The sequence below is a fragment of the Gluconobacter sp. NFX36 genome (assembly GCF_049887835.1).
In the GTDB taxonomy this organism is placed as follows: Bacteria; Pseudomonadota; Alphaproteobacteria; order Acetobacterales; family Acetobacteraceae; genus Gluconobacter; species Gluconobacter japonicus_A.
The window spans coordinates 247,421-259,890 of sequence record NZ_JAGEKJ010000003.1 but is presented as its reverse complement, the minus strand read 5'-3'; the positions used below and the strand labels follow the sequence as shown (position 1 = coordinate 259,890).

11 protein-coding genes and 3 tRNA genes are annotated in these 12,470 nt (G+C 56.0%); 9 read left to right on the top strand and 5 right to left on the bottom strand.

Going from position 1 to position 12,470, the window contains the following annotated elements; translation table 11 throughout:
* Positions 1–6: 6 nt before the first annotated feature.
* Positions 7–567, top strand: a complete 561-nt coding sequence (locus tag J4P41_RS04735; RefSeq protein WP_426066276.1) for a cob(I)yrinic acid a,c-diamide adenosyltransferase — start codon at positions 7–9, stop codon at positions 565–567.
* A gap of 235 nt (positions 568–802) precedes the next feature.
* Positions 803–1,381, top strand: coding sequence for a hypothetical protein (locus J4P41_RS04730; protein ID WP_034880435.1), 579 nt, complete (start codon positions 803–805; stop codon positions 1,379–1,381).
* Positions 1,382–1,402: 21 nt separating this feature from the next.
* On the opposite strand, the gene J4P41_RS04725 is transcribed toward J4P41_RS04730, so the two are convergent.
* From J4P41_RS04725 to J4P41_RS04715, 3 genes are all read right to left on the bottom strand, one after another.
* Entirely contained in the window at positions 1,403–3,298 is a 1,896-nt protein-coding gene (locus J4P41_RS04725) for an OPT family oligopeptide transporter (RefSeq protein WP_426066275.1), read from the bottom strand.
* 72 nt (positions 3,299–3,370) lie between these two features.
* A complete protein-coding gene (locus J4P41_RS04720) occupies positions 3,371–5,002 on the bottom strand; it encodes an alginate export family protein (RefSeq protein WP_426066274.1) in 1,632 nt (543 codons plus the stop codon).
* 52 nt (positions 5,003–5,054) lie between these two features.
* The gene (locus J4P41_RS04715) at positions 5,055–5,645 is read right to left on the bottom strand and encodes a hypothetical protein (protein ID WP_034881451.1); all 591 of its coding nucleotides are present in this window, start codon (positions 5,643–5,645) and stop codon (positions 5,055–5,057) included.
* A 101-nt stretch (positions 5,646–5,746) separates the two neighbouring features.
* On the opposite strand from J4P41_RS04715, the gene ispH reads away from it, so the two are divergent.
* The 4 genes from ispH to J4P41_RS04695 all read left to right on the top strand — a co-directional run bounded on the left by ispH (position 5,747) and on the right by J4P41_RS04695 (position 8,341).
* On the top strand, positions 5,747–6,748 hold the full coding sequence (ispH, locus tag J4P41_RS04710; RefSeq protein WP_010503979.1) for a 4-hydroxy-3-methylbut-2-enyl diphosphate reductase: 1,002 nt from the start codon (positions 5,747–5,749) through the stop codon (positions 6,746–6,748).
* A gap of 6 nt (positions 6,749–6,754) precedes the next feature.
* Complete coding sequence (locus tag J4P41_RS04705; protein ID WP_426066273.1) at positions 6,755–7,717, top strand: homoserine kinase; 963 nt, start codon at positions 6,755–6,757, stop codon at positions 7,715–7,717.
* Positions 7,710–8,156, top strand: coding sequence for a ribonuclease HI (rnhA, locus tag J4P41_RS04700; protein WP_010503976.1), 447 nt, complete (start codon positions 7,710–7,712; stop codon positions 8,154–8,156). Before J4P41_RS04705 ends, rnhA begins: the two co-directional genes overlap by 8 nt.
* A 109-nt stretch (positions 8,157–8,265) precedes the next feature.
* Positions 8,266–8,341 (top strand) — tRNA-Asn (locus tag J4P41_RS04695).
* A gap of 121 nt (positions 8,342–8,462) precedes the next feature.
* Here the strand turns inward: J4P41_RS04695 and J4P41_RS04690 are convergent.
* Positions 8,463–9,689 carry an MFS transporter gene (locus J4P41_RS04690; RefSeq protein WP_426066272.1) on the bottom strand — a complete coding sequence of 409 codons (1,227 nt, stop codon included), beginning with the start codon at positions 9,687–9,689 and terminating at the stop codon, positions 8,463–8,465.
* A gap of 61 nt (positions 9,690–9,750) precedes the next feature.
* Here J4P41_RS04690 and gpt point away from each other — a divergent pair, with 61 nt between their 5' ends.
* The 3 genes from gpt (at position 9,751) to J4P41_RS04675 (ending at position 10,489) form a co-directional block, all read left to right on the top strand.
* A complete protein-coding gene (gene gpt / locus J4P41_RS04685) occupies positions 9,751–10,266 on the top strand; it encodes a xanthine phosphoribosyltransferase (RefSeq protein ID WP_426066271.1) in 516 nt (171 codons plus the stop codon).
* Positions 10,267–10,316: 50 nt separating this feature from the next.
* A tRNA-Pro gene (locus tag J4P41_RS04680) sits at positions 10,317–10,393 on the top strand.
* Between the two features lie 19 nt (positions 10,394–10,412).
* Positions 10,413–10,489, top strand: a tRNA-Arg gene (locus J4P41_RS04675).
* Positions 10,490–10,820: 331 nt separating this feature from the next.
* Here J4P41_RS04675 and J4P41_RS04670 read toward each other — a convergent pair.
* A complete protein-coding gene (locus tag J4P41_RS04670; RefSeq protein WP_426066270.1) occupies positions 10,821–12,437 on the bottom strand; it encodes a dihydroxyacetone kinase subunit DhaK in 1,617 nt (538 codons plus the stop codon).
* Between the last annotated feature and the right edge of the window lie 33 nt (positions 12,438–12,470).

The window sequence follows — 12,470 nt, the reverse complement described above, 5'->3', positions numbered from 1 at the left end:
TCCGGAATGAGTATTCGGCTTGATCGTATCGTGACCCGCGGAGGAGATCAGGGGCAGACGTCCCTTGGGGATGGTTCGCGCGTCTCCAAGGACTGTGCCCGGATTGAAGCCATGGGAGCGGTCGATGAGCTGAATGCTCTTCTGGGGGTTCTTGAATATCACGTACGGATGGATGGAAATACTTCCAGTATTTCTTCTGATATTCGGCAGATACAGTCCTGTTTATTTGATTTGGGGGCTGATCTCTGTATCCCCGATACAGGTCGCCCGCCTGCTTTGACGGAGAAAGCGGTTTTCTGGATCGAAGCCTGTATTGAGCGGCTCAGGGTCGCGCAGCCTGAACTCCGTAGTTTTATTTTGCCGGGAGGCTCCCTGATTTCAGCCCATGCCCACTTGGCTCGCACAGTCACCCGCCGGGCGGAGCGCAGGTTGATCTCCCTCGAGCCGAGGCCGGCGGAAGGGATCCGGTTTCTGAACCGATTGTCAGACTATTTCTTTGTTCTTGCTCGCCATGCGAATGAGGACGGTGCCCAAGATGTGCTCTGGCAACCGGGTCAGTGGAAATAAAGAAATACGAATACAGTTCTATTGTTTTGATGACAGGCCTTGGCGGACCTGATAAAAGGCAATTGTCTGACAGAACGGGTCATTCATGAATTCCGTTAATGCCGACTTTCAATTTCCTTGCCAGGACACGTTTCGCTGATTGGCTCATGGGCTTTTCAGTCTCTCTTTTATTCAGAGAGGTCGTCCCTGTTGGGAAACACAGCATAAATTTCATTATTGGTTGAAAAAACAAAGAATGCAGGACGATCAGCAGGTTAGCGAAGACAAACTGCGAGAGGCGCTGGCTCGTCTAGGATCGGGGTCATCATCCCGCTCCCAGAAGCCTCGCCCGGTGACACCAACTACGGAACGCCGCCGTCGCTTTGTGCGTGACGGACAGGTTGTTGTTGAACACCAGGCCAGCCGTGGCTTTAGTCAGCGGAACAATGGACCTGGTCAGGAAGAGCAGGAAGAAATCGAGCGTCTTCGTCAGTCGGTGAAGCGTGAACAGCGCCGCTGGGAAGAAGCCGAAAAGAGCCTCTCAGATATTCGGACGCAGCTTAAGGCGTTCGAAACACGTGAAGCTCATGCCAAGATTCAGATTACGGAACTGAACCGGAATCTGCGCGATCATCAGGATCAGATCCAGTCTCTCAAGGCGCAGCTTCATCAGGCGCGGGAGCAGGCTGCTGAAGCTGCTCGCCGGACACCGCGTCCGGTAGGGCGTCCGCGTAAGGTTGTCGTTGAAGACGATGTTATGGTTGCCGACGAGCCTGTTCTGGCTGACGTTGAATCGAACGAGCCAGAGCCCGTTCAGTGGTGGGTGAAGGCCTGACTCTGTCAGGCCACAACTTTTTCAGGTCGACTGGCGGCTGATACGCCGCCCGAACCAGAACATCACCCCCAGAAACACGGCCCATCCCAGCCCGGAGCGAAGCATCGCGGGCAGGTGAAGGGACAGTGTTTCGGTGCTGCCCGTGGCGCCGGCAATGGCGGCCACGGCGACGCCGACCAGACTTTCCCCGACAATAAATCCTGAAGCCAGCATCGTTCCCTGATCTTTGGGGAAGCGACGGAGCAGCCATCCCAGACCTGCGCCGATTGCAATCGTGACGGAAACATCTGCTGGCAGATAGATTCCCATGCCAACAGCCAGCGGCGGCAGAGACAGATTGCGACGCTTCAGGAGTATGTCTGCAACGACCAGAACGATACCGATGGCGGCACCGATTTCCAGCATCAGCCAGTCAAGATCGTGGGTCAGGATACCCTTGGCGATCGCGGCCATCAGAGCGGGCTGCGGCGCAGCCAAGGCGCGTGTTGGGTCCATTCCGTCGCGTGGCAGTGCACTGACAAACCCGTACGCCTGATAAAGTGTCTGGAGTACCCACGGAATGACAACAGCACCGACAACGCAGCCGATCAACAGGGCAACTTCCTGTTTCCAGGGGGCAGCGCCTACAAGCTGGCCGGTTTTCAGATCCTGCAGATTGTCGTTGGACATTGCGGCGGACGCTGTAATCGCAGAAAGAACAAACAAGCCAAATGCGATGACCGTGGGGCGTTGATCCGGCGACAGAATACCCCCGCTTTCCAGCCCCCAAAGGGCTACTGAAATAGCGATGATGGCGATAATTCCAACACCAGAAATCGGCGATGACGAAGAGCCGATGATCCCCGCCATGTATCCGCAGGCACTGGCCACCAGAAAGCCGAGACCGAAGCACGCAACAATGCCCAGAATGACGAGTGTGGTCATTGAGGCACCATGAGGCATAACGGGCCAGAGGAACTGGGTGAACAGCCCTGACAGGATCAGCGCGAGTACAAGGCTCAGAACAATCAGGGTGCGAGGAGCAAGATCGAGGTCCGCTTCGTCTTGTGATGCCCGGTGTTTGACTGAAAGAGCTTCTTTCAGCCCCTGAGCGACTGGTCCGGCGAGGGCAAGAAGGGTCCAGATTGCTGCAATGGCGATTGCTCCAGCACCCATGAAACGAACCTTGTGCAGCCATAGTGCTGTTGTTGCAGCTAGAGGGTCTGCCACCGGGTTCAGATGTCCCAGAACCGGAATCATGATCCCCCAAGCCAGGAAAACCCCGAGAAGCATGGCAATGCCGCCTGCAATGCCAACGAGGTAGCCGGTTCCGAGAAGAGCCAGAGAGAAGCTGATATCAAGACGGAAGGCCGAAGCGCCCCAGCTGGTGGCCGCTGAAACCCCATCTGACAGAAGGCGCAGGCCGGCAGTTGCAAAGGCGATCACTGCGGAAACAGCCGTACCCTTCGTAAGAGAGCGAAGGCTCTCTGCGTCCCCCTCTGGAGAAGAAGCCCGCAGGATTTCTGCGCAGGCCGTACCTTCTGGGTAAGGAAGATCAGAATTTCGGACCAGCGCACGACGCAGCGGAATGGTGAAGATGACTCCTGTCATACCACCGCCCAGCGTCAGCAGCAGGGACACAAAATAGGGGAACTCGTGCCAGTATCCCACCATGATCAGGCCAGGAAGGGCTGCAAAGATGCAGGAGAGGCTTCCTGCCGCTGAGGCCTGGGTCTGGACCATGTTGTTTTCGAGCATCGTGCCGCCGCCCATGAGGCGAAGCACAGCCATTGAAATAATGGTGGCCGGAATGGATGAGCCGAAAGTCAGACCGATCTTCAGGCCCAGATAAACATTGGCGGCCGTAAAGACGACTGTAATGAGCGCACCCAGTATGATGCCCCTCAAGGTCAGTTCGCGGCTGTCCATATATTTCATGATGGGGCAATCCTGTGATGTCGCGTGAGTATGGGGGCATTACGCTGCAGGGCGCGGCTCTGCAACCATTCTTCAGAAGGCAAATGAGAGACTGGACTGATAATACAGCCCGCTTTTGGCGCCAGCGTTTTTCAGATCATGCGAAGCGGCAAACCAGGCTACAACGTGAGTCCAGTTCCAGTGGTGGTTTACAGCCCATGTCAGCAGACCATTCGGCGCAACGCCTACAAAGTGACTGTGGAACTTCGGAAAATTATAGGCAGACGTAATGGAATAGACCGAAGCCTGTGTGGTCTGCCGCCACAGGATTGGCGCTTTTACCCGAAGCGAGACTTTTCCATAAGAGCCGACGAGGATCGGAGACAGATTGATCAGGTTCGCTGCGCCTATATAGCCAGTGTAATCCAGATAGGGATTCTGGGGAGCGAAGGGCGCGCTGTAAGTTCCTACAGTCCCCGCTCGATGACGTTCGTTACCGCCTGAATAGACGTCTGTTTGCACACCAAAGAAAGGCTTGAACAGCAGGTCGGACCGCCTGTATCCCACCGTTGTATTGACGGAATATGCAGAGACCTGCCTGCGCGCTGTTGTGCCATAGGGCGTAAAATTGCCCTGTTGCCACAGAACCCCCAGAGCATATTCCAGTTGTTGTGCTGTACCGTACCAGCGGAAGCCCAGATTGTTGCGACTGGTTGCGCCAGTGACGGATTTGACAGCGATTGAACTCAAGACCGGAACCGATCCCGTCTTTCCACCTAAGTGAAAGCCGATCCAGAACAGATCCAGATAAGACTGGATCCGTTGATGGCCCAAATGGAAGGCTGGTACATCAGCTGTGGTGTTGAAGCCATAAAGCCGCGTGTTCCAGTCCTGTGTGTCATGGAACATGGCCCGGGGAGTAATATTCGTAGCTACGAAGTCATACAGATCAAACCGGATATGTGGCAGAATTGCGTAAGCACGCGGGCCGTTCCAGGTAATCTGGATATTGGGAGGCTCGCGATCATACAGAACGTAAGAAGGCGCATCGAGAAATTGCTGACGCCCAAACATCAGTCCCGTTTTGGCCGTGCCAATGGTCTGTTTGTATTCAATGAACGCCTGATGCAGATCCAGTCGTTTTCGGTAGGTGCTGCCATAGCCGTAGCCATTCCAGCCAGCCGCGGTCCCATTCACAAGCTGCCCGAAAATGCGCCAGTGTTCTCCAAGATGTAGATCGGCTCCGAACATGTTCCGGGTGACGAAGCGTCCAGAACCAGAGTGTGGGTTTGTCCCGAGCATCGGATAGTCGTTGTACCAGTTACGCAGGCGGGTACGTTCTGAGAGAGAAAGCCAGATGGTGCGCTGGTTGTTCAGGGCAATGAACTTCAAAGGGTCGAACAAATCGTTCCGATGACTCTGATCGCGCAGATAAGACCAGTCTTCTGCCCAGGGTGCCACGCCGTAACGGCCAACAGGACCGAAGCCCGCGCCTTCGCCGTTGCCGCGATTGAACCCACCCCAGTGCGGCTGCCGTCCGATTGGGGCAAGATTCTGACGTGTGGTCAGGCGTCTAGGCTGTTCCAGAAAGCCCGCATGAGGGAAGTTCTGGATTTCCGGACGCTCTGCGTGATGAACCTTGATCTGTTCTTCTTTCGATGCCGAAACATCAAGGGGCGCGGAAAAGGCTGAAGACCCGAAGCCTGTCAGACAGGCTAGGGTCATTTTCAGCGTGATACGGGTTTTGACGACGGGTGAAAGAGGAAAAGAAAGGCCGTTACTGTGTCCGGCCACGGAATTTTACGACAGGAAGATGGGCGCGGTTATAGTCCAGTTCATCGTGTGTGAGCTGATAGCCAATTTCCAGCGTGTAAGGGTTGTCCTGCAGATTTTTGGAAGCCGGAAGATCAATCAGGCGTAGCTCTGTACGGACGGGCTGGGCACTCACATTCGGTTCGAGTTTGAACGTGTCCGTGAAGACTTTTTTATCCACGATCTTTCCATCGCGCATGATGACGATGAAATAGGGAACATCAATGCTGCTGCTCTCGGAAGCCGGGCCGCGGGTCAGGTTCATTGCGAGGCTGATGCGCGTCCGCACCATTTCCTGATCCTTCGGGCCTTTGGGGCCACGCTGGCAGTCTCCGGCAATGGATGTCAGCTGGGCATGGCTGACCAGACTGCCAACGTCCAGTCCGCGACCGTCATAAACGAACCGGTCAGATGCGGCGCTCGGAATTTCCGTGGCGGGGCAGGCCGGAGCGAACATGCCCGGATTGGATTCGTCGCACCCTGCCAGTGTCGAAAGGGCGAGAACGGCAAAAGCCGGGACAAACAGGGACGTGGCAAGGCGCCGGAAGGCTGGCATCTGCTGTAGAAACTCCCACAAAGCGGCCCGGACGTTGCGACATGCCTCAATCCGGTCGATAATAGTCCTACATATCGAACTCCGCCCGCTTGGGGAACACCATGCCAGAACAGACAACTCTTGCACCAGAACGTGCTGCACACCAGAAGACGCTCCGGGTCCTGCTCGCCGGCCCCCGTGGTTTCTGCGCCGGTGTGGATCGTGCGATCCGCGTCGTTGAAGAAGCCCTGCGTCGTTATGGCGCGCCAGTGTATGTGCGTCATGAAATCGTTCATAACCGCACCGTGGTTGAGGGGCTGGAAGCCAAGGGTGCCATTTTCGTTGAAGAACTCGACGAAGTGCCAGCCGACGGGCACGTCGTTTTCTCGGCTCATGGTGTGCCGAAATCCGTGCCGGCTGAAGCGCAGCGCCGCAACCTGCTTTATCTGGATGCAACCTGCCCGCTGGTGTCCAAGGTTCATCGTGAGGCAGAACGTCACTTTGCGGGTGGTGGTCCGGAGCAGCTTCATATTCTGATGATCGGTCATGCCGGCCATCCGGAAGTGGTCGGCACGATGGGTCAGCTCCCTCCCGGCGCTGTGACGCTCATCAACGATGCCGAGGAAGCCCGTACGATCCAGCCGGAAGACCCGGCAAAGCTGGCGTTCATCACGCAGACGACGCTGTCTGTCGATGATACGGCAGAAATCGTCGATATTCTTCGCTCGCGTTTCCCGCTGATCGAAGGGCCGAAGCGCGAAGACATCTGCTACGCCACGACCAATCGTCAGGAAGCTGTGAAGGCCATTGCGCCTGAGAGCGATCTGGTCATCGTTATTGGCTCGCCAAACTCTTCCAACTCGCAGCGCCTGCGGGAAGTGGCAGAGCGTTCCGGTGCGCGCCGGGCCCTGCTGGTACCGAAGCTGGCAGACCTTGACTGGTCCGCTCTGGAAGGTGTGGAGACGCTGGGCATCAGTGCCGGTGCGTCTGCTCCGGAAAGTCTGGTGCAGGAAATGGTGACGGCGCTCGCTGCCAAGTACACGCTGAAGATTGAAGAGCGGATCGTGAAGGAAGAGAACATCAACTTCCGTCTGCCAGGCCCGCTTGCTGGTGAGGACAACTGAGATTTCATGGCCGTCTATACGGAACTGGCGGCCGAGACGCTTGAAGCGTTCCTTGGCACATATGACATCGGCACCCTGATCTCGTTTCAGGGAATCGCTGAAGGCGTCGAAAACAGCAACTTCCTGCTTCAGACGACGAGCGGGAAGTTCATCCTCACGCTATTCGAAAAACGCGTGAAAGCCTCGGATCTTCCATGGTTTCTGGGGCTGATGCAGCATCTGTCAGGGAAGGGGATGAACTGTCCTCTTCCTGTTGCAGGGCGTGACGGGAACGCTCTGCGGAGTCTGGCGGACCGTCCTGCTGCCATCACGACCTTCCTCCCGGGACGCGCCATCTCTGAGATCACGGCAGAATCCTGCAGACAGCTTGGTCAGGTCCTGGCCACTTTCCACGAGAAGGGACGGGACTATACGGCAGAGCGCCCGAATGGGCTTTCTGTGCAAGCGTGGAGACCTCTCCTTGAAAGCTGTCAGGGGGCAGGGGATGATCTGCTTCCCGGACTGACACAGGAACTGGTCCAGGCTCTGGACCGGATCGAAGAGGCATGGCCCGCAGAAGGGACGCTCCCCCGCGGGCAGATTCATGCGGATCTGTTCCCTGATAATGTGTTCTTTCAGGAGGGCAGAATTTCCGGGCTGATTGATTTCTATTTCGCCTGCACGGATCTGTTTGCCTACGATCTTGCCATCTGTCTGAACGCCTGGTGTTTCCGGGACGAAAAGGTTTTCGAGCCGTCTTTCGCCCAAGCCATGATTGATGGTTATGAAACAGTGCGCCCGCTTGAAGTAGCGGAAAAGGCGGTTCTGCCAGTTCTGTGTCAGGGAGCATCGATCCGCTTTTTGCTGACGCGTCTCTATGACTGGATCAATACGCCCGCTGATGCGCTTGTGACCCGCAAGGACCCGCTCGCCTATCTCGGACGGCTCCGGCATTTTGCGGAATATCCCGCAGGACATGCGAATGTCTGAGACGGAAAGCCTGCTGGTTGAAATCTGGACAGATGGTGGCTGTAAGCCCAATCCCGGTCCGGGAGGGTGGGGAGTTCTTCTGTGCTGCAAAGGCAAGGAGAAGGAAATGTGGGGCGGTCATCCGGAAACGACCAATAACCGGATGGAGCTGACTGCCGCCGCTGAGGCTTTGGAAGCGCTTAAGCGTCCCTGTCAGGTCAAACTTCATACAGATAGCGAATACCTGAAGAATGGCATTACCCGTTGGCATACGGGATGGGTCCGTAGAAACTGGCGTAATGCGGCCGGAGATCCCGTGGCCAACATGGATCTGTGGCAGCGCATTCTGGACGCAGCCAAGCCGCATGAGATCGAATGGCTCTGGGTTCGGGGCCATTCTGGCGACGTGAACAACGAACGGGTGGATGTTCTGGCCACGCGTGGGCGGGAAGAGCTCTGAATAAAGTCATGTTTTCTGCATCTTACTGAGGAAAGTTCAGAAAAATGCAGAAAGTTGAAAAAAGGGGCTTTACCGACCCCGTCGGTTGGACTACATACCTCTTCACCGGTCCCGAATAGCTCAGTTGGTAGAGCAAGCGACTGTTAATCGCTGGGTCGTAGGTTCGAGTCCTACTTCGGGAGCCACTTTTCTTCTTGAAAAACTGGCCACGGTACAAAGAAAAAGCTCCTCACGGGGCTTTTTTCATTTGTGCTGTATTTGTCGTTGACCACCAGTCCTTTCGGATGCTGGTGGCCTGGACGGCGTTCAGAGAATTTCTGGCCGTACATCCTCAAGGCGGTCCAGAGACCATAATTTCGGAAAAAGACGGATCCAGACAAGGGCGACCAGAATGGTGCCTACGCCGCCTGCAATGACCGCAGCTTCCGGTCCAATGGCCGCGCCTAGTGTGCCGCTCTCAAACTCTCCTAATTGATTGCTGGAGCCGATAAACAGGGAGTTTACGGCTGAAACGCGCCCTCGCATGGAATCGGGGGTGGCAAGCTGGATCAGAGATGACCGGATGACGACGCTGATCACGTCTGCGGCGCCCAGAATCATGAGCGCAAGAACGGAAAGCCATGTGATGTGAGACGCGCCGAAAACAATGGTCGCGACACCGAAGACGACAACCGAAATGAACATGGTCACGCCAGCGCGCCTGCCCAGAGGATGTCTGGACAGCCAGACCGATGTGACCAGCGCTCCTATGGCGGGAGCGGCGCGGAGGAAGCCGAGACCAATCGGCCCAACATGCAGGACGCTATCTGCGTAGACTGGCAAAAGCGCAGTGGCGCCCCCAAGAAGAACCGCAAAAAGATCCAGAGAGATTGCTCCGAGAAGATCTCGGCGTCTGTTCAGAAAGCCAAGCCCCGCAAAAACGGAGGCAAATGTTACAGGCTCTTTTGCCGGGACCGTGTGGTGAAGGCGCAGAGCCAGTGTACCGAAAAAGGCGAGCGCGAATCCAAGGGTGGCAAGGCTGTAGCAGGTTACGGCACCCAGCCCGTACAGCAGGCCACCCAGGCTTGGCCCGACAATGGATGCGGTCATGAACAGGGACGACAGAAGCGCCTGGGCACGTGGCAGAAGTTCAGGTGGCGCGATGGCAGGTAGGAAGGCCTGCTGGCAGGGCATCTCAAAGCTGCGAAGCGTGCCGTAAAAAGCTGCGAACGTATAAACGAGGGCAGGAGTCAAAATCTGCATGGCTGCCGCTGCTGCGAGTGCGCCAGTACTGAGAATTTCCAGAATCTGACAGGTCAGAACAATGTTCCGGCGATTGAATCGGTCTGCCACATGCCCTGAAATGAATGTCAGCGGCACCATGGGCAGGAACTGTGCCAATCCCAGATAACCAAGCGACGCTACGCTGTGGGTCAGGGCATAGATCTGCCAGCCTATGGCGATGGTCATGGTGGTGGCGGAGAGCTGTGAACAGATTCGGCTTATAATCAGGGGACGAAGGCCGGGAAGGGCCCGCAATGCTGGGTCAATCATCCAGCCACCTTAGGCATTTCCGCTCCTCAAGTTTATTGCAAAATTCCGAGACGGAAGGCAGATGAAGAACATGACTGCCACACAGACACCCAAACCCATAACGTATGCGACCGTCACCTGGGACCAGCTCCACCGTGACGCCCGTACCCTCGCCACAACGCTCATGGAAAAGCACGGACCGTTCCGCGGTATCGTTGCGATCACGCGTGGCGGACTCATCCCTGCCGCCATTCTGGGCCGCGAGATGGGCTGCCGCCTGATCGAAAGCGTTTCTGTCATCAGCTATGCTGGTGAAGAAGGCACCCAGCATGAGCCAAAGGTCGTGAAAGCTCCGACCGCCGCAAGTGATGGGGAAGGCTTCCTGATCGTTGATGATCTGGTCGATTCCGGCGTTACGGCGAAGTACGTTCGTGAAATGCTGCCCAAGGCTGTTTTCGCGTGCCTCTATGCAAAACCCGACGGTAAACCGCACACCGATCACTACGTGACGGAAGTCGCACAGGACACATGGGTGCTGTTTCCTTGGGATACGGCACCACTTTTCGTGCCGCCGCTCGTAAGAAATGAAAAAGAGTGAAAAAACCCTATTGCTTCTGAAACTTACTGCCCCTATGTTCCGCCTCGGTTCGGGGCGTGGCGCAGCCTGGTAGCGCGCCTGTTTTGGGTACAGGAGGCCCCCGGTTCGAGTCCGGGCGCCCCGACCAGTTTCAAGATTTCTCTACTGCGCCCTTAGCTCAGTTGGATAGAGCAACAGCCTTCTAAGCTGTGGGTCGCTGGTTCGAATCCAGCAGGGCGCGCCACCCAGCGCGCCTGTCCCCCTTCTTTTGAATATTTCAGAGAAGGGGCAGAAGAAACGCTAAATGTCGTTTCCCAAGAGTTTCTTCTAGCTGCGACAATTTTTCGTAAAGCCGCAGCTTCGAAACTACTTTTTCTCATAATCTACAATTTTAATCTGAGCGTACCGAATCGATAAGGTTGCAGATTAGCTTAGCGATACGCCGATTCCTTTTGGCGTTAATGCCGCCTCAAATATCCGGATACTTTCTGGCGGCCAGATCTTCGCCATACCGTTTCAAAACAAAGCCTTCATGTTGCGACTCTGTTTTGAAACACCTCACGGTTGCGATTTTCTCAAGTGAGAGTTGCAAGTCCTTCCAAGAGGCGTGCAATGGCTTCGGCGCCCGGATCCGGAATATCTTTTAACTGCTCTTGCGGCACATACGCTGCGCGACCTGCGCGCGCAGGCATTGAACGTGTCAAATCCGCGCCTTTCCGAGCAGCAATCGCCGCATCATGCAGGTTGCCTGTCTGAAGTGCTGCTATGGCAGGGAAGAGGGCATCAAGCATGGTACGATCGCCGGGCGAGGCTCCTCCATAGCTTTGCATGCGCTGCAAGCCAGCTTCCAACCCGGATGCCCAGTTGTCCTGCTGTCCGGCTGTCGAGAACATGATCGAAAGCAGAACACCGCTCGAACCTCCTGCATTTCTGGCCAGAAGTCGCCCGATTGTCGCACAGAGCTTCTGTGGAGACGCGAGGGGCAGCCGCTCAATATCCTTCACAATCACACGTCCAGCTTCTGCGAAGGTTGACCCGGCGTCTCCGTCGCCAATCAGGGCATCCAGTGCGTTGAGATCCTTCTCGTTGTCGATAAGGATTTTCGCTCCTTCCCGGATAAGCTTTTCGAGCAGGTTATGAGGCGATGCTTCAAACGCAAATGTCTCCGGCAATGTCGGCGTGGGTTTTGTCTGAACATCCTTAAAGGCGGCAATTCCTGGCCATGCCCATGGCTCTACGGGAGCGGACAGAGCATCAATGAAAGCATCTTTTGCAGGAATGGCGGACAAGGAAAATCCGTACATATCCAGAGACGTCATTAACGGGGCCGGCCCGATGATAAATGCGGTACGTTCGGCCAGAGACGTCCGGGCCAGAGCGTCCACAATGGCCTGTGCTTCAAGAACGGGTACGGCTCCGAGCATATTCACCATGACGGCCTGTTTTTCATCCGTCAGATGGTTGATCAGTGTGTCTGCGGCCCGAGCCACCAAGGCATCCAGTTTCTTTACAGCGATACGCTCCGCTCCCGGCTCTCCGTGAATACCAAGGCCCAGTTCGGCTTCATGGTCGTCAAGCCGCGTTTCATGTTGCGGGTCGTAGACATTCACATCCGTCAGAGCCAGACCGATGGAGGCTGTGGACTTGATGGCTTTTAGAGCTGCCTGTTTGACGTCTGCCAGACTGGCACCCGATTCTGCTGCGTGTCCTGCGATTTTCTGAACAAGCACTGTTCCGGCAATGCCACGGGCATTGGTTCCCTGACCAAGCGCGATGTCATCTGCCACAATGACCAGTTCAACATGTTTTCCCAAGGCTCGGGCCTGTTCTGCTGCCAGCCCGAAATTCAGACGGTCGCCAGTATAATTCTTGACGATCAGAAGGCAGCCGGCTTCCCCGGTTACTTCCAGAATTGCCGCGAGAATGGCATCAACGTTCGGGGAGGCAAAAAGAGCGCCACACACAGCGGCTGTCAGCATGCCTTTGCCGACAAATCCTGCATGGGCTGGTTCGTGTCCGGAACCGCCACCCGAAATGATAGCAACTTTTGCTTTTTCCCAGTCGCGTCTTAGAACAACATGGATATTCTCATGTCCTGACAGGCGGCAAAGCTGGCGTCCAGCAGAGGATCTCAGAAGTCCGTCAATGCCTTCAGTAACAAGAGTATCGCGGTGATTGTAAAAGCGCTTCATCGTATTCTGGATCCTCTACGGATTGATACCGAA